Source organism: Segatella copri, assembly GCF_024330485.1.
GTDB classification, from domain to species: domain Bacteria; phylum Bacteroidota; class Bacteroidia; order Bacteroidales; family Bacteroidaceae; genus Prevotella; species Prevotella copri_L.
This window is the reverse complement of record NZ_JANDWX010000002.1, coordinates 139,646-166,413: the sequence shown is the minus strand read 5'-3', so window position 1 is coordinate 166,413 and position 26,768 is coordinate 139,646. Positions and strand designations below refer to the sequence as shown.

Sequence of the window (26,768 nt, the reverse complement as noted above, 5' to 3'; positions counted from 1 at the left end):
ATTAGAATACGACATTGAAACCTACGTTGACGGTCTTCAAGAGTGGATAACGGTTTGAACCGTTACTCTCCGGGTCAACCAAGTCGTCGAGATGATCCCATGTAAAGAGGTTGTTGGCATTGATGTAGAAGCGGACATTGCTCATACCGACATGCTTAATCAACTCCTTAGGGAATGTATAGCTCAACTCGATGTTCTTCAGACGGACGAATGAACCGTTCTTCAGGAAGAATGAGTTCTGGCGCTGGTTGTGGTCACCGTTGCTTCCGTAATGGAGCAATGGATAGGTAGCAGTAGCCAGGTTCTCTGCCTCGCTCTTTGCAGGGTTCCAGCGGTTCAGGTGGATATCCTTTACCTTACCGTTGTTTTGGAAGGCGAACATCGCATCGCTGTCGTAGTAACGGGATACATGATCTACACCCTGGAACATTACTTCGAAACCGATGCCCTTATAGTTGGCGCCGAGTGTCAGAGCGTATGTGTTCTCTGGAATATCGCTGTAGCCGATGAATGTCTCATCACGGTCATCGATGAAGCCATCGTTATTCATATCCTTGTACTTCAGGTCACCAACCTTTACGTTTCCGTAGGTTGATACAGGGAAGTTAGGATTATCCAAGTCGGTCTGTGTTACGAAGCCCTCGCATACCAGACCGAAGTACTGGTTGATTGGGTGACCTTCGCGCTTGCGGTAAGCGGTCTTGTAAGCAGGCTCATCCATATTCTTGATCTTGTTGGCTGCATGAGAGAAGGTTGCACCGATATTATAGGTGAAGTCCTTGCCGATGTGATTGAAGTGATGGAGTTCCAACTCGTAACCCTTGTTCTGGGTCTTACCGAGGTTTCCGGCTGCCATGGTTACACCTACCCACTGTGGACGGCTCAAGTACTCGGTCAGGATATCGTTACGGTTCTCAACGAAGTAGTCGAAGTTACCAGTCAGCATACCGTTGAACAAGCCGAACTCAAGACCTACGTTGAACTTCTTGGCACGCTCCCATGTTACACCATAGTTAGGATACTGGCTCTCGAAAATACCGGTTTTACCAGTATTACCGAAGTAGTAATCGTTGGAAATCTGGTTCCACTTCTCCTCATAGAGGAAGCGCTGAGCCACACCACCTACGGTATATACGTCGTTACCAACCTCACCGTAAGATGCACGGATCTTCAGGTTGTTCAACCAGTTTTCTGTTGGCTTCATAAACTCTTCCTGAGTTACACGCCAACCGAGTGAGAATGCTGGGAAGAAACCGAAGCGTTTGCCCTTGAGGAAGTTCTCTGATCCGTTGTAACCAACGTTAACCTCAGCCAAATACTTGTCATCATAACCGTAAGTTACACGACCTACGAGACCCTGATAGCGCTTAGCCAGGTCTGAGTTGTAACGATAGTCATTCTGGTTGTAAAGTACCATACCGGTAACATCGTGCTTACCAAACTTGCGGGCGTAGTTGATCTGACCCTCCATATAGAGCTTGTAAGTAGTAGAAGAGCCCTTAGAGTAAGCCAGGTCGCCGTCTACATTATATTTGGTATAAGCATCTGCACTGGTAAAGTTGTTACGGTCGTTCAATTCGTAAGTTGCAAAAGCAGCTCCGAATGTCTTCTTGTAATATGAGTCGTAGTCGAACGAAACCATACCGCGGGCAGAAAGACCAGGAGTCAACCAGTCCATCTTGTAATCAGCAATGAAGTTGGTCTCATTGATGGTATTGGTTCCGCGATAGTATCCACCCTTGGCAAGGGCAGCCACTACGTTGTCCTGATATACGGCTGTACCACCATAGAGAGTCTTGGTTGTCTCACCATTCTGTACCTCATAAGATACAGGGAAGATCCAACCTGGAGTATGGTTGATACGTGCGAAGATATCATAGTTGGTAGAACTCTCGTTAGTGTTTGAACCATGACGGTTCTCGAAACGAGTACCGAAGTTTACGCTGAATGTCAAATCCTTAGAGAGGAAGAAGTCCATGTTGGCACGGAAAGCGTAACGGTTGTAGCCTGGGCTTGAAGAGTTACCGTAGGTATCCTGGCTGAGGTTCTTAATCAAAGAACCCTGGTTGTAGATTTCACCAGAGACATAGTAGCGCATACGCTTCGTACCACCACGTACACTTACATTATAGCGCTGAGAAGGAGCCCAGTTGTTGAGCACCTCATCATACCAGTCTACATTAGGATAGAGAAGCGCATCAGCACCTGTCAATTCGCCGGCACAGCTCTTGCGGTACATCTCGATGTCAGAAGCCGAATACTGTGATGGAAGACCATCGTTCTTCAGAGCCTCCTCAAGGAGAGTTACAGAGTCATAAGAGTTCAGATAGTGAGGCTTACGGGTTGGAGTACCCCACATGAAGTTGCTTGTCAAGCTAACCTCTGGCTTCATATCCTTACCACGCTTGGTAGTAACGAGGATGACACCATTCGCACCACGCACACCATAAACGGCTGTAGCAGAAGCATCCTTCAATACAGAGATGCTCTCGATATCATCAGGAGCTACCTGAGAGAAAGCACGTTCTACACCATCTACCATTACCAATGGAGCACCATCGCCAGCGAAGGTTGCACGACCACGGATGTTGATGGTAGCGTCATCGGCACCAGGAGCACCAGATACCTGGGTTGTTACGACACCAGGAATCTTACCGGCAATAGCCTGTGTTACGTTGGCAGTAGGAGTATTCAAGAGGTCGTCTGAACTAACCTGAGAGATTGCACCTACGACACTCTCTTTCTTCTGATGACCGTAACCAACGACTACGACCTCATTGATTTTCTGACTTTCGTCCTTGAGAACCACCTTGATATTACGCTGATTGCCTACACGGATGTTCTGAGCAACCATACCGATATAAGAAATCTTCAAAGTAGCGTTCTCGTTCTTCACCTGAATCTTGAAGTTACCGTCGAAATCAGTAACAACACCATTGGTTGTCAATGCTTCCATAACAGTAGCACCGATGATAGGCTCACCCGATTCATCTGACACATTACCCGATACGGTAACCTGTGCTGATGCTCCTAAAGTAAGGAGCACCAGTGTCAGGGTCAAGAATAACTTATGCAATATGTTATTGTTCATTGTTTATTCTATTTATGTTATTATTCTGCAAAGTTAGTATTGAACCATGGATATGTTCTAACCTGCTTGATAACTTGATAAGACTTTTCATTTGTCAAGAAGACATAAAGCGGTTTACCCTCAAGTCCATCAACAAAGAAAGACATCTGAGGCAAAGACTCTCCCTGAGCTGTCACAACATCAGCTGTCATATCAACTCTATCACCAACACGTTTGAAATCAAGAGTAACAGTAGCACCATTAATATCTGTCTTCCAAGTATCCCAATTGTAGGTAGCTGTTACATTATCTCCTTTCGTTGGTATATTAGCTCCCCATGTCCAAGCATCTGCTCTACAAACTGCATACTCTAAATATCCAGCCTCACCAAAAGGAGTGTTTGTGAATGCAACTACATAATTTTCCCAATTCGCTCCACCTGCAGTTGTATTGACAAATTGAATTGTCAAACGTGAACGCTCTGCAGAAAGGTCATACATTTCAGATTTCTTATCAAAGAATGCTGAAGAATTATCATCAGAACCGATTGTATATGCACCATCTTTATAATTAACAGATGTATAAGTCTCGGCCTTTTCAAATGTCAAGAATGACTTTTCTAGAGTTACAAAAGTACCCCATTCTTCTGTAGGAGCTTCCTTTTGAGTATCAAATGTACAAACTGGTAGTTTAGAACCACTTGCAGTTGTCACATATTGTTCAACATGGAACATTTTACCAGTACGAGTAACATAAAGGTCTACTGTTGCTCCCTTCATATCAGCAATCCATGAATCCCAATTATAACTTGCAGAAACGCCTTGAGCATCGCCATCGAGGAGTGAACCCCAACTCCAAGCATCACCACGACATATCTCATATTCAATATATCCATTATCGCCAAAAGCTACACCATTTGTTATGGCAAGAACCCATGTTTCATAATTTTTTGCAGCATTATTATTGCAAGTAAAACGGTAATGAACAGTACCATTACCTTTCATTTGAATATTTGGAGTTTTAGGATCAAAGAATCCGGAACTAAAATCTTCATTACCGATAGATTCTTGTTCTTTCCAAATGAAACCGCTACCTCCATTACCACCAATGGTCTTGTTCCAATCCTTCTCTTCCATCATGTTACGGATCAGGGTAACATTGTCAATAGATACGGTGTTGGTCTCTTCGGATGTCAACTTGCTGTCTCCACCTATATATATATAAGGTAAAGAGTTGATGGAATCAACCAAAGTCTTGTACTTGAAAGAGGTAGCACTTGATGATGTCTGATAACCGGAAAGGCTCTTCTTGCCATCTACGTAGAGCTGGTAACCTTCAGTAGAAAGCTGAAGGGCTACGAAATGCCACTCATTAGGAGAGAGAATACCTGTCTTCACAGAAGCAGGATCATTCTCATTCAGGTTCAAACTCTGCAACTGGGTAGGCTTGTTGTAAACCACCTGACCATTGGCAGTGATATAGAAGTGAGCACTGATATCATTACCAGCTAGATCCTTCTCATCTGAACCAAATGAGATAAGAGGTCGTGTCAAGTCAACATCAGCGACTGTTCCGTCCTCAGCTACGGCTGCATCAATCTTTACAGCGAAAGTGATGGCAGCACCATTTTGCAACTTCACACCATTGAAAGGATTGGCAATCTTGGCACCACCCTTACCATTGATGTGCAATACATTACTTGCGAGGGTCTCATCATTGGTCACCTCACATGACTCATCGTGACTTATCATGTCAGAATACTCAGGTTTCTCTTCTGAATACTCAAAGTCATAAGTTGACACTGTTGTCTTAGATGGGTAAATCTGTACGCCAGCAGGATCATCCTGTCGGCCCCAGTCATCACCACAAGCAGTGAAACTTAATGCCACCATGATAGCACAAGCAAACGAAAGTAAAGTTTTTCTTAACTTCATAACTTAACGCCTTTAGGTTGTTTGTTTACTATTCAAATAGGTTATTTAAAATTCTTAAATCCTTTTTCAGTGGCAAAAGTACAATTAATCGGATTATATAGGGTGGACAAATGGGTTTTATAGGTGGACAAAACGCATAAACAGTGGATTTTTAAGGATATTACGTGCTTATCCACCAGTTGTGTACCCACACATACAAAACAAGGGGTTACTTGACTTATATCAAGCAACCCCTCGGTTTTATTTTATTTACTTAACAAATTATCACATCCAGGAACATTATTTCTCCGAAGAATCCAAGGAGAACTATGCCATATCTGAACCCTGAGAATCCAACTGATCCTTATATGCAGTCGGCGAGATGCCAAACTGCCTGGTGAAGCAACGGGTGAAATACTTCGGATCGTTGAAGCCTACACGGTAGGCTATCTCCGTGATATTTCGGTTGGAAGTTTTATCAGCCATCATCTTGCGCGAGATGTCGAGACGGTAGTTGCGGATAAACTGGGCTGTTGGCAAGCCTGTCTCCTTGGAGAGATTCTTGCTCAGTACACTGCGGGATATACCCAAGGCATCTGCCAGTTCCTGTACACCAAACTCCGAATTATCGTAATTCTTCTCCATCACATCCATCACTTCTTCCATGAATGGACGCATAGTCTCCTCTACCATCTTCCTGTCAGCCTCAATGCTCTTTATCTGACTGTCCTGATAACGCTTCTGGTTCTGCAGAATCATCTGGATGCGACTCTGCAGCTTTTCAGGTTCATCACTTTCCTTCATCGCAGCCTCGATAGGACGGTACAAAGCCTCAACTTCCTCTTCGCGCATCTTGTTGAGACGGCGCACATAAGCATATTGGAGCAAGGCGATGATACCTATTATAATAAGGGTAACAAACCACCAGCTCTTCCAGAAATAAGGAGTAATCTGAACTTCTACAGAGATCACCTGCTCCTTGTCGGAATTGATAGATGGGATATATTTCACCTCAAACTTATAGTCTCCAGCTGGCAGAGTGGAATAACGCACACTATGCTGACCAGCCTTGAGTTGAACCCACTCATTCTCGTATCCCTTCATGCGATAAAGGTACACGCCCTGTGTCTCGCAGCCATAATTGAGCGCTGAGAAAAAGAGGGTGAACGACTTATCACTCTCATGGATACGCAACTTTCTGGCAATAGAAATGTCTTCTTCCAAATAATCACTGCCGGCAAAGACAGGCTGGTTATCTACCAGAAGTTCGGTAAAGCACAACTTACCCGTCTGATGCACAGAACGGTTTATGCCCTTTACAGCCATCATACCCGTATCGGTGCCCAGGAATATCTCGCCCTTGGCATTGCGGATGGCTCCATTGAAATAGAACTGCGAACTGATCAGACCGTCTTCACGGGAGAAACTGCAGAATGCCTCGGTCTTCGGATTGAAGATAGAGAGTCCGTTATCGGTAGCAATCCACAACATACCCTGGTTATCCTCTACAATACCCTTCACGATATTGTTGGCAAGTCCGTTATTGGTGGTATACGACTTCACTTGAGTCTTTCCGTTTTTATCGCTGGTATAGCAATACAGACCGTAGCCGTTACTGCCCATCCATATCTTTCCATCCTTAGCCTGGCAGAAAGACAATATCTTATCGAAAACTCCACTCTTCGGATTGTCGAGTTTATACTGATGATACGTCACAGCGAAATCGCCCTTGCCATGAGCACGCGACTTGAGGTCGACCTCTACCATTCCCCGCACACAACCCATCAGGAGTTTGCCCTTTCGGGTTATCAGAGAGCCAATGCAGCCGCGCACATTCTGGCATCCCCTGAAAGGTTCAATGAGTTGGCGGCGCTTCATATCATAGAAGAAGAGACCGTCATTGGTGCCAAGCCACATACCATCATTGATAGGATCGTAAGCCAAAGCACCGGCAAAGTTGAGTAAATGCTGATGCTTAGCATCAACCACCAGAGGAATAATCTTGCCCGGCTGACTGAGATTCATCACCGCAAAACCCCTTCCCCAGGTACCAATCCAGAGTTGATTGCGGTTATCAGCTGCAAGAACCGAGACGGTATTATGCGGCAAACCGGAATTTGCCACCGTATAATGAACAAAGTTCATGCTGCCTGGAGTCAAGGCATTGAGACCTCCCTCTACGGTTCCTACCCACAGGGTTCCGTCGGCTGCCGCATACATGGAATTGACGGCGTTGGGAGAGATACTGCCCGGGTTGGCGGGGTCGTGACGGTAGAATTCCAAATCCAGCTGACGTGGAGCCAGTTTGATAACACCACCCGTCTCAGAGCCTACCCATATCTGTCCGTTCTTTGAGAAAAGACTGTTGATAAAGTTGCTGCTCAGCGGATTCACAGCCGTAGCAGTGTTCCAATGTTCTATCTCTCCGGTCTTATCATTGAAGATATCTACGCCACAGAGCGTTCCTACCAGAAGTTTGTCATCTGGAGAAACGGCAAGGCTCGTCACTACTTCGTGCTGGAGCGAATGGTCGGTAGCAGAGCAATGGAATTCCTGCTTGCCACTATTAAACAATCCGCGATTCGTACCCATCCATATCTTACCATGATAATAAATAAGCGCCCCCCCATACCGACCTTCGAGCGGAGGGAACAGGGATGAGATGTTCTTTGCCACAAGCTGATTGTTCTTCACAGAAAACTCGCTCACCACTCCATTGTTGCATAATACAACTGTTCCTCTGCGATAGACATCACAGATTCCGAGGTCGGGAGCATTATAAGGATAGGATGTGGACAAGACGCTGTTCACCTCGCCCTTTTCGTTAAAACCGAAACGGGTAAGCTGATTGACAGACAGCATCCATATATTGCCCTTTGCATCACAATATATTCGGGTGCAAAGGTTCTTGAATACGTTGTTGAGTTGTGCCTCTACCTGGCTGTTCTCACAAGGTGGAACAACAGGCTGCATGGTATTGAGGTCGAGCACCTGCGGACCTTCTTCGAAAGCCACCCAAAGGCGCTTGAACGGATCTTCGCAGACATTACGGCAGCTGTTGCTTCGCAGACTGATTCCTACAGACCCCAAACCGAAGTTCATGAAATTGAAACCATCGTAGCGTACCAGTCCACCACCATGCGTACTGATCCATACGAAGCCGTAGGAATCCTGAAAGATATCATCAGCAAAATTATTCGGCATACCTGCAGCCATATTGAGATAGCTTACATTATAGCGACTAGGCAGCCCACCTTGCGCCCAACTGCTCAAGGTAACGATCAATGCTGCTATAAAGGTTAGAATGTATCTTCTAATCATTATTTTCCTTTCTTCCTGTCTTCTATTTTTGCATAGATGACCATACCAACTCCTAACAAAGCAAGAGCGATATACATACTAAAAAGATTCCAATTCATAGCTATTGTTTTTTTTGTTCTTTGTGATCCTCTATCTTCACATAAACCAATGAGCCTATAGCTATAACTGAAAGGAACAAGTACATTCCTAATAATCCGTAATCCATATTATTTACCTTTCTTATTTTTTATTTTCACTTCGTCTGATAAGATATAACCCTGTCCCAAACGTAAGAGCTGCAAAAAAGACTGCTCCTATTAAAGTCCAAATCGAACCATCATCATTACCAAACATTCTCACTAAAACATAAGCTGTAACAATATATTTTGCTATATCTAACAGCCATTTGCCTAATTCTTCTATCATTCTAAAGCTATTTCGTTAACTCTGCTGCAAATTTACAAAGAATAATTGAAACGAAAGAATATTTTTATGAAAAAAAGCAGGCTAACACTGATAACTGCGTTAGCCTGCTGAGATATGAAAGTATCAAGTGACTGATACTAAGTCTTTAGAACTCAAGAATCATGCTCTGGCGAGGACGGAGTTTTACGTTCTTGTTGATAAGAACGGTGCGACCGTTTGTAATATCCGTGGCCTTGTCATGAGAACCGATAATCTCTGCATAACGGGAAACATTCAGTTCGTTTGCCTCGTTCTTGCCGTTGATAACCGTCATCACATTCTTACCCTTATACTGGCGGGCAATTACGTAAACACCCTTCTGAGGACAGAACTGGGTCTGCTTGCCCTTAGTAATCACTTCATTGCCCTGGCGCCAGTGCAACAGGTTGCTGAGCCAGTTGAACATCTGGTTTTCTGCCTGTGTTCTACCCTCTGCAGTAAAAGCATTGTGCTTATCACCAGCCCAACCGCCAGGGAAGTCCTTGCGTACATTGCCATCGGTTACACTCTTGGTACCGTTCATCAGCACCTCTGTACCATAATAGAGCTGAGGAGTGCGGTTGATGGTCAGAAGCAATGACAGCGCCTGCTTCAAAGCCAGGGTATCCTTGCCTTCACCCAGGAAGCGGTCGGTATCATGATTCTCGATGAATGCCATTACGCTCTTTGGATTAGGATAGAGATAATCATAGCAGAATACATTGTAGAGACGGTTCATGCCGTTCCACCAGTCATCGGTCTCCTCTTTCTTTGCACTGTTGATGCGGTCGAAGAAAGCGAAATCCATAACGGTTGGCAGATAGCTGTTCTTCTCAGAAAGTTTGCTGTCCTTCTGCCAGGCTGCAGTATAGGCAGGTTCGGTTACCCAAGTCTCGCCTACGGTATTGAAGTGAGGATACTCCTCGCCTAGCACCTTCATCCAGTGTGCCATCGCATCGCGGTCGGCATAAGGATAGGTATCCATACGGATGCCGTCGATACCTGCACTCTCTATCCACCACTCGCTGTTCTGAATCAGATACTTGATAACGTGTGGGTTACGCTGGTTGAGGTCAGGCATGGTTGGAACAAACCAGCCGTCTACGGTTTCTGTGAGATCAACCTTGCTGGCATATGGATCGAGTACAGGAGTCAGCTTATAACTGGTCTGCAGATACTTATCGTTCACCTTAGCAGCGCCATCCACCGTGCCGATGTTCTTCTGATGCTCGGCAGTCTGATTTTCAGGAGCCAGCCATTCTGGTTTATTAAACCAGTCCTTTGAAGGCATATCAGCAACCCAAGGATGCTCGAAGCCGCAATGGTTGAAAATCATATCCATCACAATCTTCAAACCTTTCTTGTGAGCCTCATCTATCAGCTGCTTATAATCGGCATTGGTTCCGAAACGTGGGTCTACACGATAATAATTGGTGGTAGCATAACCATGATAACTGCTGTTCTTGCCATTGCTTGGACTGTCGTTCTCCAAAACAGGGGTAAACCACAGAGCGGTTACACCCAACTGGTTAAAATAATCCAAGTGCTGGCGGATTCCCTCCAGGTCGCCACCATGTCGCAGACTAGGCTCTGCACGGTTGCAGGTCTTATCACGCATCGTCTTAAAGGCATCATTCTTCAGATTGCCGTTGGCAAAACGGTCTGGCATCAGCATATAGAGCACATCCTCGTTAGAGAAACCGATGCGCTTATCGCCCGCCATCTCACGGTCTTTCAACACATACTTTACCTTCTTCGACTGTTTGCCCTGCTTGAAGTTGAGGGTCATCTCACCAGCCTTTGCCCCATCGAGGTTAAGATAAACCAGGAGATAATTAGGAGAATCAAGGCGGGCGATGCTGTCTACCTTCACACCCGGATAGTTTACCGTTACATCGGCATTCTTGATATCCTTGCCATACACCATCAGCTGGAGTGAAGCATCTTTCATGCCCACATACCAGTCGGTAGGTTCAATGCGGCTTACGTTAACTGCCGCGTTCATACTTATTGCGCTACCCATAAGCAATAATGAAGCTATTATCTTTTTCATATTACACCTTATTATATATATAAACTATTTCTGATAAAGTATCAGGGCTGACTGAGGGGCAACCTCAACATCCTTTCCCGAAACAAAGCCTAAGCCTTCCTCGTTAATCACACCGTTGCAGCAAGCCACAGTATAATTACCCTCAGGAATCTGCATCTTCTTTGCCTCCTTATTGAAGTTATAGATCACGATGATGTTCTTCCAGGCATCAATGCCCTCCAGATTCTTGAGTTGGAAACCTACGAGGCAAGTCTGCTGACAAGGCAGGAACTCCAGATGCTGACGTACCTTATCGCCTGTTGAAAGACGGAAGGCTGGATGATTCTTGCGGAGCTGGATCAGACTCTTGTAATAAGCAAACGCCTGAGGATACTTCTGCAGATTGGTCCAGGTAAACTGGTTGATGCTGTCAGGAGAATTATAGCTATTGTGTACTCCCTTCTTGTCGCGGAGCATCTCTTCGCCGGCAAGGATGAAAGGAACACCCTGGGAAGTGAAGACGCAGGTCTGCGCAAGCTTATCGATGCGGAGCAACTCGGCAGTACGTATTGCTTCTGGGATATTCTTGTCGGTAAGAGATGCGATGCTTGCCTTCAGACGATCTACCAGACACATATCGTCATGGCAGCTTACATAACTAATCTGCTCGGTAGGATTGTTGGTCCAAGGCTTCTTGTCATAGTTTACCTTGTTCATATCCACCTGCGGATGAGCAATGCCACCCACAATACCGAACTTCAGGCTCTCCTCCTGACCTGTAAGACCAGCCAGGAGCGCACCCTGATGGTCATCAGAGAAAGGACCCCGGAGCGCATCGCGCATATCATCGCTGAAAGCACCGATGCCCTTGAGCTGCTGGGTATTCGCCTTCACCGCCAGTTTCTCGGTAGGATAAGCACAGCTGCCTGCACTCCATCCCTCACCATAAATATAGATGCTAGGATCGATGCGGTTTACCATCTCACGGATAGCCTGCATGGTTTCGATGTCATGAACGCCCATCAGGTCGAAACGGAAACCATCGATATGATATTCGTCTATCCAGTATTTCACGCTCTCCAGCATAAACTGGCGCATGAGAGGCTTCTCTGAAGCAGTCTCGTTGCCACAGCCAGAACCGTCAGAATACTTACCATCCTTGGTCTTACGATAATAATAATCAGGATAGGTACGCTGGAAATTGCTGCCGTTGATATCGAAAGTATGGTTATATACGGCATCGAAAATCACTCGGATGCCTGCCTTATGCAGCGCCATCACCATCTCCTTGAACTCCTTGATGCGGGTTGCTGGAGAATAAGGGTCGGTAGCGTAACTGCCTTCCGGCACATTATAGTTCTTCGGATCATAACCCCAGTTGAACTGTGGTTTGTCGAGTCGGGTCTCATCTATAGAAGCGAAATCGAATACAGGCTGGAAGTGGATGGCGTTGATGCCCAGATTCTTGAGATATTCGATGGCCTTTGGCTCGGTGAGGGCGAGATACTTGCCCTTATATTTCAAGCCGGATGTAGGAGAAATGGAGAAATCACGCACGTGAAGCTCGTAGACAACGAGATCGGCTGGCGATTTCAGGGCAGGACGCACGTCCTTATCCCATCCAGATGGATCAGTATCATACAAATCTACAATGGCGCCACGGTTTCCGTTCACACCTACAGCTTTGGCAAATGTACCTGGTGTTTCACCCTTGCCAATATCAAAGGTATAGAACTTTCCCTTGAGGTCGCCCTTTACGGTAGCCTCCCAGCGTTCATCACCCAACTTCTTCATTTTCAGCGTTTTATAAGCCTTTCCTCCCTGTCCTTGCTTATAAAGACGGAGGGTTACAGAAGACTTTTGGGCTGTTGGAGCATTCAGGATAAACATGGTTTTCTCCTTGGAATACATCATCTCATTGAATGTCTGCTGGGCATTCAATGAAGTTGGTAAAACGGTTGCTGTCAATGCTGCAATTATTAGTTTTTGGATATTCATATTGTTAAGTTATTGTTATACAGGACATTAAAGCGAACTGAGCGAAGAAAACTGTGACAGATTATCTACGCTCATTTTTAGCGTATTTCCGACCAACCGGACAGTTGGACGGAAATACGGAAATTATAGGCTTATTTAGCGAGCAAAGAGATGGCGAAACCACCACCACGTGCTTCGTTAATCTTCAAAACATCACCCTTCTTCACTGTCTTGTGAACAATCTTGTAAGATTTAGGGTTCTTCTCGTAGTCAGCATTCTTGCCGTCCTGATAAATAGCGCAAGCATACTTCTTGCCCTTATCCAGGAAGTCGAGTTTTACTACGGCTGTGCGGGCTGCATCAGTCTTACCGCCTACAAACCAGTTGTCGGTACCCTTAGCCTTGCGGGCTACGGTGATATATTTGGCTGGCTCTGCCTCCAGATACTTGGAGTCGTCCCAGTCGCAAGCTACGTCGCGGATGAACTGGAAGGCATCGTCATACTTCTCATAATGCTCTGGAAGATCGGCAGCCATCTGCAAAGGACTGTACATCACGAGATAGAGCGAAAGCTGACCACAGAGTGTGGTATGAACATAGCTCTGGTTGTTGCTCCACTCTGAAAGCTTGGTCTCAAAGATACCAGGAGTATAATCCATCGGACCACCCTGCAAACGGGTGAATGGCAACATCACGGTGTGATAAGTCGAATTACCGCCAAATGACTCGTATTCTGTACCACGTGCACTCTCGTTGCCAACCAGGTTAGGCCAGGTGCGGCAGATACCTGTAGGACGGGTTGCCTCGTGGGCATTCACCATGATATGATGCTTGGCAGCGGTTTCGATGACACGCTGGTAGTGATTATTCATCAACTGGCTGTAGTGATACTCACCTCTTGGAATGATATCTCCTACATAACCGGTCTTCACGGCATCATAACCATATTTGTTCATCAGGTTGAAGGCATCTTCCAGGTGGCGCTCGTAGTTGAGAGCGGCAGCAGAAGTCTCGTGGTGCATCATCAGTTTCACGCCCTTAGAGTGAGCATATTCGTTGAGCATCTTGATATCAAAGTCAGGATATGGAGTCACGAAGTCGAAGACATCGAGTTTCTGATGACCGAACCAGTCTTCCCAACCTTCGTTCCAGCCTTCTACCAGCACCTCCTGCAAACCGTTCTTGGCTGCAAAGTCGATGTAGCGCTTTACTTCCTCGTTGGTTGCACCATGAGTACCGTTAGGCTTGCACTTGCTGTAATCGGTTACACCGAGACGCACAGATGGCAGATCGTTGGTATAGCTCCAGGTCTTGGTGCCTACAATCATGTTCCACCATACACCGCAGTACTTGGTAGGATGAATCCAGGATGTATCCTTAATCTTGCAAGGCTCGTTGAGATTCAAGGTCAACTTGCATGAAAGCATATCACGTGCATCATCACTTACCATTACGGTACGCCAAGGGGTATTGAATGGTGTCTGGATGAATCCCTTTCTGCCTACGGCATCAGGAGTAAGCCAAGACTCGAAGGTCAATGTTTTCTCATCCAGATTGAGATGCATGGTAGGATAATCCAGGCAGGCAGCCTCGTGGATATTGATATAGAGTCCATCCTGGGTCTTCATCTGGAGAGAGGTCTGAACACCGGTATCAGAGAAGACGGTGGTAGAGGAATTGCTCTTGTAAGCTTCACGGTTTTTCGCAATAATTGGACGGATACCTGTCAACGGAGTAATATTGTAGTCATACTCCTGTGTATCATAATCACCAGGAATCCAGTAAGCGGTATGATTGCCTGCCATGGCAAACTGGGTATGCTCCTCCTGGATGACGAAATAGTTCAGACTTTCCTGCTGTGGGAACTCATAGCGCAAGCCCATACCATAATCATATACACGGAAACGGATGGTGATATTACGCTTAGAAGCAGCCTGGTTCAGGTTTACCTCCATCTCGTTATAGTTATTGCGGATGGTAGCGGTTTCACCCCATACCGGCTTCCAGGTTTCGTCGAAAGTCGATGTCTTGCTGCCAGTTTCAGTAAAACCATCCATCAGGCTGGTTTCCTCCATACCCTTAGAGGCATGCTTATCCTTCGCCAACTCCAATCCTAAGTGGGATGGCTTACATACAGTCTTTCCCTTATAGCTCATCTCATAGGTAGGCTGTCCCTTTTCGGTCAAAGAGAAAGTTACCGAGACATTGCCGTTAGGTGATTTAACGGTCTGGGCTGCTGCCAACATAGGAAGCAAGAGGCCCATCACTAATACATTCAGTTTTTTCATACTGTTCAGTCGTTGTTTATTCTTGTTTTTGAATCTTCGTTAGTTTATCTCAATCATTATCTGTTTATTCTTAAGATAGTGCAAAGATACAAAAAACAAAAATACCCTCCACGTTTTGGGAGGGTATTTTTCTGCAAATGAGCGTGCAAACGTTTGCACGGTATATATAATCATGTTAGTTAGACTCTTCCAGACTGCGAAATCATCTCTGTGATATTCTGCACGAAACGCTTGTCAGCAGCCAGATCCTCTATGTTGAGGTGCATGCGGTAACGCCAGTAATGCTTAGGGTTAGCCGGGATATTGATACGCTCGGCATCGGCATCCGGCAGACGGAGAGCCTCATCGGTAGCCAGCCAGTCCTGGATGCTCAATATGCAGAGCATGGATGGAGAGGTGAGATGGCGGCTGATGATGTCACTAGCCAACCAGCCTGGGAGTGGATGAGGAGCAGGTCCCTGACGGTAGAGCATCGTATTGTAATACTCCTGGGTACGCTGGACATTCTCATCCCACCACATGCGCAGAGTAGGCATATCGTGGCTGGAAATGGTACATACAGAACGATATGGATTACGGCTCAGATATCCGAACTTAACCGATGGATCCTTTGGCATGCTCTGGAGTTCCAGACTCAAAATCTTCAGTTCATCCATCACCCATGGCACACAATCAGGCACCATACCAAGGTCTTCGGCACAAACCAGCATGCGGGTAGCCTGAACCAGCTTAGGCAACTTCTTCATCGCCTCCTGATACCAGAACTGGTTGTTGCGGCGATAGAAATAGTCGTTGTAAAGGCGGTTGAACGCAGCCTTGTCATTATCATAGAGCGACTCGTAGATAAAGTCAAGCTGGGCTGAGATACGTGGATGGAAGACGCCAGGGTTGGTATGATCACGTACGAAGAGTACATCGCTGATCAGGGCATACAAGCCATCACGCAGCCAAAGTTCCTTCTCATCTGTTGCATCAGCAAAGAGAGCCTCTACCTTGCGCTGGGTATCTACCTCAGGCTTCATCTGATAACGCTCGTCATCCAGACGGTCGAGATACTTCTCCTTTACCTCGCCGGCACGCTCATGGAACACACGGTCCAATACCCAATCGGTAATGAACGGACGGGTAAAACGGTCATCCTGGAAGTGCAAACCATAGCTTTCTATCTCTTCACGGCTCATGGCGAGCGCAGGAGCAAACTGTCCGAGCAATCCATGTACGCTATGTACCGGAATCTCCCAAATACGGAAGAAGCCCAATACGTGGTCGATGCGGTAAGCATCAAAATATCTTGCCATGTTCTGGAAACGGCGGTTCCACCACTGGCAGCCATCCTTCAGCATCTCAAACCAGTTATAGGTAGGGAATCCCCAGTTCTGACCATTGGCAGAGAAGTCATCAGGTGGAGCACCCGCCTGACCATTGAGGTTGAAGTATTTAGGTTCCATCCATACATCACAACCATTGCGGTTTACGCCGATTGGAATATCACCCTTCAAAATAACGCCCTTAGCCTTGGCATGCTCGTGAGCCTCCTGCATCTGGCGGTCCAGTACGAACTGTACGAAATAGAAGAACGCCACGTTCTTGTAAGCTGCAGTCTTAGGGTCGGTAAGTGCCTTGCGTTCAGCCTCATCCCATACCTGATGATCTGGCCACTGGTTGAAATCAGCCGTACCATTCTTATCACGCAGGTATGAATACTGGGCGTAAGGAACCAACCACTGTTTAGTATCCTGGAAGAAAGCCTTGTATTCGGCTGTCTTCATCATCTTTTCACCTTCCTGATTGAAGATTTGGCGCAAGTAATTTATCTTGAAATCATTTACCTTTTCGTAGTCTATCTTATCCAGTGCGTTCAACTCTGCACGTGTCTTCTCAGCCTCAGCACGAGCCTTTGCATCCTTCAACTCAGGAAGAGCATGAAGGTTGGCATACTGCGGATGAATGGCGAAGACGCTGATGCAGCTATATGGATAACTGTCGGTCCATGTATGGGTGATGGTGGTATCATTGATAGGAAGGAGCTGGAGCACCTTCTGACCGGTAGAAGCCACAAAATCAATCATGGTCTTCAGATCACCGAAGTCACCGATACCGGCACTCTTACGGGTACGCAATGAGAATACTGGCACCAGCGTTCCGGCAAGTTTGCGGTTATACAGAGCGAAGAAAGCCTGGTCGAGTTCATAAGATACCAACTCACCTGCCTTCATCTCCGGCAAATCCACGGTTCTGTTCATGCTGGTTTCCCAGAGAAGCTCGTTCTTTGCATTTCTGAAAGCCACGAACTTAAACTCCAGATGACTGCCCTCAAGATGAGTCGCATCAATATCAGCAACCCATTCATTATAGGTATGCTGAGTCATCGGAAGAATCTTCTGCACATCCCAAGCACCCAAAGCTTTATCTGCACCCAATACACCCAGACGCTCACCATCACGAAGCTGAGGAGCACGGACTATCAGACGCACAATCTTGCTGCCCGTTTCCGGCTTCATCTTCTGTGGAACCTGATGATTGATGCAATCGGTAAAGGCACTGCTGTAGAGGAAAGCATCCTCTGGCATAGCCTTCCAATGATCGTAAAGGGTATAAACCGCAGCCTTCTTGGCATTTACTTCGAGCTGATGCTTAATCATAAGCCATTCGGTCTTGACTGCTCTACCTTCACGTTCTACACTATAATAATAGGTATACGATTTTTCTGGTGATTCAACACACCAGTCGCATGCCCATCTTTCACCATCTGTTGTCTCGAGAGGAAGTTTCAGTTCACCTTCCTCCGTCTGAATGTTTACGACGATCTGTTCGCCGAACATTGCTTTATACTCAATATTAAACTGTACTGTCATAAGACTCTTAAAGGCTCTTGAAAATGTTATAATTTATATTTGCTGCTACAAAGGTAAGAAAAACGTATGAAAAACGTATCAGAAATTTGCATTTTTTCTCACACAAACCTTGCAAACGTTTGCACATCCCCCACTCCGTAGAAACAATCAATTAATCGTTCACTCTGTTACTTACACCTATTTCTTATACTTGATGATACTCACAGACAGCGCACCCGCAATCAGCAGGATACCTGCCACAATCATCATATCGCTCTGATGAGAACCCACCAGACTCAGGACAGTTCCACCGCAGATGGCAGCCACAATCTGAGGGATACAGATGGTTCCGTTAAACAGGCCGAGATAAGCACCCATGTGACCATATCCCTGCAAAGCATTGGTAACAAAGGTGAAAGGCATCGCCAGCATAGCTGCCCAACCGGCACCAATCATCAGGAACGGAATAAACTGCAGATACTGGTCATGCAGGAATGGTATCAGGGCAAAGCCCACACCACCGACAACCAGACTGACAGCGTATGCCACCTTCGTATTCTTAAACTGAGGGAGAATCACAGCCCAGATAACACTACCTACCGCCTGTACGGCAAAGAGAATGCCCACCCAGTTGCCTGCCTCCTGAAATGCTTCAGAAGCAGGGTCGGTCGTATTCCATACGGTTTCAGCGATGGCTCCCGTAGAATAATTCCAGAGATAAAGGAAACCAGCCCAGCAGAAGAACTGAACCAGTCCCACCTTCCAGAAGGTAGATGGCGCCTTGCGCAGCAAAGTAATCCAACCGGCCTTGTCTTCAGAAGCCTCAGCATTAGAATTCTTCACTCTTCCCTCTTCACTCTTCGCTTCATTATAGTCCGCATACTGCTGTGGATTCCACTCCTTCACCTTCATCGTGGTGTAGATAACACAGAGAATCAGGATAGCCGCACCGATATAGAACGACCAGATGACAGAATCAGGAACCACACCCTTCTCTGCATAATTTTTGATACCGAGGAAGGTAAAGAGGAATGGGAAGATATATCCGGCTACAGAACCGGCATTGCAGAGGAAACTCTGGATAGAGTAAGCCTTTGCCTTCTGTTTTTCATTTACCATATCGCCTACCAGCATCTTGAACGGCTGCATCGCCATGTTGATGCTCGTATCGAGGAACATCAGCGCTATCAGTCCGAAGAGCATCGCACCGCTCACGGTCAGTCCGAGCGAACCGGCATTCGGCAGCAGGCACATTACCAGGACGGCAATCGTAGCACCCACAAAGAGATAAGGGATGCGGCGACCGAAGCGGCACCACGTCTTATCGCTCAACGTGCCCACGATAGGCTGAACCAGGATTCCCATCAGAGGAGGGAGAATCCAGAAATAACTCAAGTTGTGTGGGTCAGCACCCAACGTTGCAAAGATTCGGGAGATGTTGGCGCTCTGTAGGGCGTAGGCAATCTGTACTCCGAAAAATCCGAAGCTCAAGTTCCAGAGCTTCCAGAAACTTAAATCAGGTTTTTGTTTCATATTGTTATGCTTTTATATTTTTATCTTGTTGTTCCTCTCACCACGAGTCGTGTTCTCACCACTCGCTTCTCCACCTCATCTCTAGGAATGGAGCCTTCCACCTGGCCAATCAGGATATTGGCAGCTTCCTCGCCTACGGCAACACCTCGCTGCTCAACCGTAGTAAGCATCGGGTCGCACGCCTTGGCACGGTCACCATTGGTGAATCCGCAGATGCTGATTTCTTCAGGCACCTTGAGCCCCATCCGCTTGGCGGTATAGAGAATGCCGATTGCCGTATCATCATTGATGGCGAAGAACGCATCCGGACGATCTTCCCCTTTCAGAATATCCGGCGTTATTGCTTCGGCACTGGCACGGTCATCGCAGATCTTCACCCAGTCAGGGTTCTCCGTCAAACCATGCTTTACCAGCGCATCATGATAACCGTTATATCGGTTTTTGGAGATTTCCAGATTCATCGGCGAGCCGTAGAAGGCAATCTTCTTGCAGCCCGTATCAATCATGTGGGTAACGGCAGTAAAGGCACCCATATAGTCATCTACCACCACTCGCGAGCAGTTCACGCCCGTACATATTCTATCATAGAAGATAAGCGGCACCCCATTCTGCAGCAGTTTTTCGAAATGGTCATACTGCTTGGTATCCTTCGCCTGTGAAACGATGATGCCACAAACCTTGTTCTGATAGAAGTCTTCACAGATGGCCACCTCCTTATCGTAACGCTCGTTACTCTGCGCCACCATCACACGGTAACCTCTGGCTCTAGCCTCTTCCTCTATACCCGAAAGCACCGACATGAAGTAATAGTGTACCACCTGAGGTACAATAACTCCAATCACCTTCATCGGCTTCACCTTATTATGTCTTAAAGCTTCACCCAGGAAATTAGGAAAGAAGTTATGTTCACGCGCGTATTTCTGAATACGCTCCTTTTGGGCAGTACTGATACGAGAACTGTCCTTCAATGCTCGGCTCACCGTGGCAACACTTACGCCCAGGTCGCGAGCTATATCTTTCATTGTTATTGTTTCTTTATCGCCCATTGCTATTAGTTGTGCTGCAAAATTACGAAATATCCTTAATATCAGTTCAAAGTTCTTGACTTAAATCAAGTAATTTCTGTGCAAACGTTTGCACAAAATAAATAACGGAATTAACATAAAAATAGTACAACATAAGAGAAAAGAACTTAATTTTGCACACAGAAACGACAAGTTTATGGGCAAACGCCCCATTCCTACCTTATATAATATAAGTAAGATGCCAGAAAGACTAAACAAGAGCCAGAACGACATTTTGAGTAGGAACGATGACAACTTAAGCCAAAAAGAAAAGAAGAAAAAGTAGATAAATAAATATAATTCATTAACTTAAAAATCAAAGCAAATGATGAAGCAGGTAAAAATTAAATTGCCTCTCAGAGCGTTGACCCTAGCAAGCGGTCTGCTTCTGACGGTGAGTTCCTTTGCGCAGAGTAATGCAATTAAGGGACATGTGAAGGATGCTTCTGGTGAGCCTGTCATGGGTGCTACCATTACAGTTAACGGTAAGGCAGTGGGCATTACCGACATGGATGGTAACTTCTCTGTTGATGCAGCGCCAGGTGCAAACCTTACTTTCACTTATCTGGGAATGACTCCAAAAACAATCAAAGCAACATCTAACATGATGATTACCTTGGTTGACGACCAGAAGTCTTTGAACGAGGTCGTTGTCATTGGTTATGGTCGCGCTAAGAAGAACGACTTGACTGGTTCTGTTACAGCTATCAAGCCAGACGAGATGTCAAAGGGTATCACAAGCAGTGCCTCTGATATGTTGGTAGGTAAGATTGCCGGTGTAGATGTACAGACTGGTGGCGGTCAGCCTGGTACCGGTGCACAGATTCGTATCCGTGGTGGTGCTTCTCTGAGTGCTTCTAATGACCCTCTCTACGTAATCGATGGTTTGGCTATTGACAACAATACCAACAAGGGTATGAGTAACGTCTTAGCCATGATTAACCCTAACGATATCGAGAGCTTCACTGTATTGAAAGATGCGTCTGCTACAGCAATTTACGGTTCCCGTGCTTCTAATGGTGTCATCATCATTACAACCAAGAAGGGACGTTCTGGTCAGAAGCCTTCTGTTACTTATAATGGCAACGTAACACTGTCAACCATCCAGAAGAAATATGATGTGATGAATGCCAGCGAGTACAAGCAGGCTCTTACCTCTCTTGGTATCGACACAAGCACATTAGGCAGTTACGATACAGACTGGCAGAATGAGATTTTCCGCACCTCTGTTTCTACTAATCACAACATTAGTATTCAGGGTGGTCTGAAGAATATGCCTTATCGCGTCAGCTTAGGTTTCGAAGACAACAATGGTATTGTCAAGACAACATGGATGAAGCGTTTCAATACATCTGTCAATGTTGCTCCTTCTTTCCTCGATAAGCACTTGAACTTCAACTTCACAGCAAAGTATATGTTCGAGAAGGACCGCTATGCAAAAGTTGGTGATGCTATCGGTAATGCATTGTCAATGGATCCTACACAGCCTGTATATGGAAATGGTGAAGACTACAAATACGTTGGTGGATATTTCCAGTACTTGCAGAACAAGAGCGACCAGATTAGCGATCCTGATTGGAAGAAGATGGCTGCCTCTCAAGTTACACAGAACCCAGTTGCAGTTCTCGACAACTACAAGTGTATAGCAAAGTCTAATGATATTTCAGGAAACCTTGAGGTAGACTACAAGATTCATGGCTTCGAAGACTTGCATTTGCATGCTGCCATCGGTGCCCAGTATACAGATGGTAAGCAGAATGAAGACATTTCCAAGTATTCCTTCTCTAACAACTATTTTGGATATTATGGCACTGACCATCAATACAAATATAGCATCGAAGGAAAAGCTTTTGCTGAATATGCACACAAGTTCGGTGTTCATGATATCGACATCATGGCAGGTGCAGAGCAGAGCCACTACCACAGAACAGGCTATAACTACGGAAGTGGTATTGATGAGTACTTGAGAGACAACAATCCTCAGTTCGTTGAAGCAGATGGTAAAATGAACTATATATATAGTCCAACGTATCAGAAGAACACCATGTGGAAGGCTCACAACTCATTGGTGTCTTACTTCGGACGTTTTAATTACAACTTGTTAGATCGCTATTTGCTTACAGCAACATTCCGTGCCGATGGTTCTTCTCGTTTCAAAAAAGGCAAGAAGTGGGGTTACTTCCCTGCTGCAGCCTTTGCTTGGAAGATTAACAACGAACCTTTCTTGAAGGACGCAAAATGGCTTGATGAGTTGAAGCTCCGCTTGGGTTGGGGTATGACTGGTCAGCAGAATGGTATTCCAGACTTCTACTATACTCCTGTATATACAGTCAGCGATACTTATGCACAGTATCCATTTGGTGACAAATATTATATAACCATGCGTCCATCAGCATACAATCCTGAATTGACTTGGGAAAAGACAACAACCTACAATGCTGGTTTAGACTTCACCGCTCTCAATGGTCGTTTCGGTATGAATGTGGATGGTTACTATCGTAAGACTACCGACCTTCTGTCAACAATTGCCATCGCCGGTGGTACTAACTTTGGCGACCAGCTTCTGAAGAATATTGGTTCTTTGGAAAACTATGGTGTTGAATTGGCATTCGATGTCAAGCCTATTGTTACAAAGGACTTCATATGGGATGTAACCTACAACGTAGGATGGAACCACAACGAAATCACACAATTGGATGCAGGTTTGCAAGACTGGGTATGGACTGGAGATAAAGTATCTCGTGGTAACAACACCAAGATTCAGGTAAACAAGGTAGGCCAGCCTATCAAATCATTCTATGTTTTCCAGCAGGTTTATGATGAAAACGGCAAACCTATCGAGGGTCTGTATGTTGACCGCGACGGAAATGGTACAATCGATGATGACGACCGCTATTGCTACAAGAGCCCAGCTCCTGACGTAATCATGGGTCTCACCACCAAGTTCATCTATAAGAACTGGGACTTCAGTGCAGCATTCCATGCCTCTATCGGCAACTATGTTTACTACGATTTCTTGAACGAGAAGGCAGTTTTAGCCGACCTCAATAAAGACAACATCTTCAGAAATACTACAGCAGAAGCTGTTGATCTTGGTTTCTGGGGTAAAACCTCAAAAGCAACCAACACCAGTGACTACTTCGTACGCAATGCTTCTTACTTGAAGTGTACAAACATGACATTGGGATATAGCTTCCCTGCATTGATTAAGGCTGGTGCTGAGAAGATTTGCAGTGGTCGAATTTTCTTCACAGTTCAGAACCCATTCATCATTTCCAAGTATAAGGGTATTGACCCTGAGGTAAGCAGTGGTATCGACAGTAATCCTTACCCACGTCCAATAAGCTTCCAGCTTGGTTTGAATCTTAACATCTAAAAATAAAAAAGGAGACAATTATGAAAAAACTATTTATAACGACTGCAATGGCAAGTATGTTGTGCATGGGCTTTGTCTCATGCGCAGACGAACTGAATATCAAGTCCATTGATCCACAGTCTTCCCCAACATATACTGCGGAGGGCCTCTTGGCTAAACAGTATGCAACCCTCGGTCTTACAGGTCAGAAAGGTCCTGCTGGTTCAGCAGACTTGAGTGGAGACGAGGGTGAGAGCGGATTTATCCGTACCGTCTTCAACTTGCAAGAATTAATGACAGACGAAATTTTGTGGGCATGGCAAGACAATGAAGGTATTGCCGCTATTACCAACATGAACTGGGATAAGAGTAATGCACGAGTAAACTGGGCATACCAGCGATTAATTTTCGACATCACCCTGTACAACCAGTTTATTTCCGAGCAGACAGGTAAGATGAGCGAAGATAAGATTGCAGAAGTCCGCTTCCTCCGTGCACTGAACTACTATTATTTCCTCGACCTTTATCGCAAGGCTCCTTTCAAGGAAACCTTCGACGATTCTCTCCCTGTAGAGAAGTCAGGAGTAGATCTCTATAACTGGCTGGATAAAGAGTTGGAAACTATCGAGCCTATGATGGCAGAGGTGGGTGCTTATAATAACAGTGAGAATTTCGGACGTGCCGACCGTGGTGCAGCTTATGCCCTCCATGCTCGTTTGGCACTTAACTCAGCTGTTTATACAGATGGTCAGGTTAAGGACTACCAGAAGGCTATCGATTATTGCGACAAGATTATCAATAGCGGCAAATATGACCTTTCTCGCGAAGCAAAGAATGGCTACAGCGGTTACCAGCAGTTGTTCATGGGCGACAATGATTGCAATCCAGAGGCTATGAAGGAAATCATCTTTGCTGTTCGTCAGGATGGTTTGAAGACTCGCCAGTATGGCGGTTCTACTTATCTCGTAGCAGCCTGCACCAAAGCTGGCATGCCATCAGCAAGTACCGCTGACCCTTGGAAATGTATCTTTGCACGCGAAGACTTGGTTAAGAAGTTCTTCCCTGACGGGAAAATTCCTATGGCAACTACAGATGATGTTTTACCTAATGCAACAAAGGATCAGATTATCGCAAAAGATAATGAGAAAGGCATCGGCACAGACGCTGTTATAGCAAAGGCAAAAGACGACCGAGCTTTGTTATACATGGGTGTAGGTGGCTGCGAAAGTGGAAAAGTTCGTACACTCAATCCAGGTGATGCTATCACAGACCCTCTGAACGGTGCGGCTATCGTAAAGTGGAGCAATTTCCACGCAGATGGTACAGCACAGCATGACCAGAACTTTTCAGACACCGACATCCCATTGTTCCGCCTGGCAGAAATCTATCTGACCCGAGCAGAAGCTAAGTTCCGTCTCAACGGCAGTCAGGAAGGTTTGGCTGACATCAAGTTAGTTCAGGACCGTGCTCACCGTGGGACAGAAGCTACATCAGTAGATAATCAGACCCTTATTGACGAATGGTGCCGTGAGTTCTATTTGGAAGGCCGCCGTCGTTCAGACTTGGTTCGTTTTGGCTTGTTCAGTGGTTCAGCGTATCTCTGGAGTTTCAAGGGTGGTGTACCTAATGGTGCAGGTATTGAATCGCATTTCGATATCTACCCTATCCCAGGTAATGAGACTAAGAACAACCCTAACATGACACAGAACCCAAAATACTAATTGTTAGGTTAACAGATTAAATAAAAAAAGAAAGAATTATGAAAAAGATATTCAAATTCATGCTGTTGCCAGCATTGGTACTCCCTTTGCTCTTTACATCATGCGATGATGACAGAGACAGCAACCCTACATTGGACTTGAGTCATGTTGCAGATGGATTTGTATTGAACACTCCTGCCGTAGCAGAAAACAATACTTACGATCTCATCAGTGCAAAAAGTTTAAGATTGACATGTTCTCAGCCAAACTATGGTGGAGTACCTTACTCTATGAGATATTACGTACAGGTATCTATCGATCCAGCATTCGTCAGCGATGGTACTGCAACTCACACAGAGTTAGCGACATTCTATAGAACTGCCGATATGCAAGTTAATGCAACTGAAATAAACAACGCTATAGTAGCTCTCTTCCAGGCTGCAAATCCAGATACAAGTGTTCCTGCAGAAATGCCTGTTTACATTCGCTTGCGTGCTGTGATTGGAGACGCTACTGATACAAGTTTGGGCGAGACATTCTCAAATACCATCACCTTGCGTTCTGTGAAGGCTACTTATGAGGCTCCTGATGCTAAGTTCACTGACAACCTCTACTTGATTGGTAGTTCTATCCAGGATCCATGGAAGAGTTGGAAACCAATTCCTAAGGTCTTTGGTTTGGAAGGTAACTACTATGGTATAATCTACTTGCCAGCTGGTGGTGAGTTCAAGTGGGGTACCGAGAACAATGACGACCGCGGTTACAACCGTATCAAGGAAATCAACGATGAGGCCAACGCCGGTATCTCAGAAGGTGAAGAGCATAGAATCAAGGTAGCAAACGCAGGTTGGTACACTCTCCACTTCAAGGGTAAGATTACCGAAGACAAGAAGAACATCGATTGGACACTGACTGTTTACCCAACAAAGGTTTACATCTTAGGTGGTAGTGTCGAGATGTCTGGTACTTGGGCATTTGATGACGCTTATGCTCTGACAGCTCCAGCAGATAAGAATGGCAAATGGGTTTCTCCAGCATTCACTGCCAGCGCAGAGCTTCGCGCAGCTGTCAAGGTAGGCAAATTAGATTGGTATCGTACAGAGTTCACTCTTTACAAGGGCAACGTCTTCTGGCGTAGATATGATATTGTAAACAGCTGGGCTGAGACTGAGGGCGCAGATTACTCTGTAACAACCCAAGTTGGACAGAAGTTGTATATCGACTTTGATAATTACACAGCAGAAGTTAAATAATTAAG

General features: G+C 45.7%; 13 protein-coding genes. 3 read left to right on the top strand and 10 right to left on the bottom strand.

Translation table 11 applies throughout. From position 1 onward, the window contains the following. Position 1: 1 nt before the first annotated feature. The 10 genes from NNC77_RS03205 to NNC77_RS03160 all read right to left on the bottom strand — a co-directional run bounded on the left by NNC77_RS03205 (position 2) and on the right by NNC77_RS03160 (position 20,437). Positions 2-3,091, bottom strand: a complete 3,090-nt coding sequence (locus tag NNC77_RS03205; protein WP_233338453.1) for a SusC/RagA family TonB-linked outer membrane protein — start codon at positions 3,089-3,091, stop codon at positions 2-4. Between the two features lie 20 nt (positions 3,092-3,111). Further along, complete coding sequence (locus NNC77_RS03200) at positions 3,112-5,004, bottom strand: hypothetical protein (RefSeq protein WP_254969808.1); 1,893 nt, start codon at positions 5,002-5,004, stop codon at positions 3,112-3,114. 306 nt (positions 5,005-5,310) lie between these two features. Further along, positions 5,311-8,304 (bottom strand): two-component regulator propeller domain-containing protein, encoded by a 2,994-nt coding sequence (locus tag NNC77_RS03195; protein WP_254969809.1) that lies wholly within the window; start codon positions 8,302-8,304, stop codon positions 5,311-5,313. Positions 8,305-8,523: 219 nt separating this feature from the next. Then, a complete protein-coding gene (locus NNC77_RS03190) occupies positions 8,524-8,709 on the bottom strand; it encodes a DUF6722 family protein (RefSeq protein WP_117587261.1) in 186 nt (61 codons plus the stop codon). Positions 8,710-8,854: 145 nt separating this feature from the next. Further along, on the bottom strand, positions 8,855-10,780 hold the full coding sequence (locus NNC77_RS03185) for a glycoside hydrolase family 13 protein (protein ID WP_254969810.1): 1,926 nt from the start codon (positions 10,778-10,780) through the stop codon (positions 8,855-8,857). 24 nt (positions 10,781-10,804) lie between these two features. After that, positions 10,805-12,757 carry a type I pullulanase gene (gene pulA, locus NNC77_RS03180; protein ID WP_254969811.1) on the bottom strand — a complete coding sequence of 651 codons (1,953 nt, stop codon included), beginning with the start codon at positions 12,755-12,757 and terminating at the stop codon, positions 10,805-10,807. Between the two features lie 131 nt (positions 12,758-12,888). Then, on the bottom strand, positions 12,889-15,024 hold the full coding sequence (locus tag NNC77_RS03175) for a glycoside hydrolase family 97 protein (protein ID WP_254969812.1): 2,136 nt from the start codon (positions 15,022-15,024) through the stop codon (positions 12,889-12,891). A 179-nt stretch (positions 15,025-15,203) separates the two neighbouring features. Continuing rightward, complete coding sequence (locus tag NNC77_RS03170) at positions 15,204-17,879, bottom strand: 4-alpha-glucanotransferase (protein WP_254969813.1); 2,676 nt, start codon at positions 17,877-17,879, stop codon at positions 15,204-15,206. 177 nt (positions 17,880-18,056) lie between these two features. After that, entirely contained in the window at positions 18,057-19,391 is a 1,335-nt protein-coding gene (locus NNC77_RS03165) for an MFS transporter (RefSeq protein WP_218435266.1), read from the bottom strand. A gap of 20 nt (positions 19,392-19,411) precedes the next feature. Continuing rightward, on the bottom strand, positions 19,412-20,437 hold the full coding sequence (locus NNC77_RS03160) for a LacI family DNA-binding transcriptional regulator (RefSeq protein ID WP_118066268.1): 1,026 nt from the start codon (positions 20,435-20,437) through the stop codon (positions 19,412-19,414). 346 nt (positions 20,438-20,783) lie between these two features. Here NNC77_RS03160 and NNC77_RS03155 point away from each other — a divergent pair, with 346 nt between their 5' ends. From NNC77_RS03155 to NNC77_RS03145, 3 genes are read left to right on the top strand one after another with little or no spacing between them, the layout of a single operon-like run. Continuing rightward, entirely contained in the window at positions 20,784-23,831 is a 3,048-nt protein-coding gene (locus tag NNC77_RS03155; protein ID WP_254969868.1) for a SusC/RagA family TonB-linked outer membrane protein, read from the top strand. Positions 23,832-23,851: 20 nt separating this feature from the next. Beyond that, positions 23,852-25,531, top strand: a complete 1,680-nt coding sequence (gene susD / locus NNC77_RS03150; RefSeq protein WP_254969814.1) for a starch-binding outer membrane lipoprotein SusD — start codon at positions 23,852-23,854, stop codon at positions 25,529-25,531. 38 nt (positions 25,532-25,569) lie between these two features. Continuing rightward, the gene (locus tag NNC77_RS03145) at positions 25,570-26,763 is read left to right on the top strand and encodes a SusF/SusE family outer membrane protein (RefSeq protein WP_117695723.1); all 1,194 of its coding nucleotides are present in this window, start codon (positions 25,570-25,572) and stop codon (positions 26,761-26,763) included. Positions 26,764-26,768: the final 5 nt, after the last annotated feature.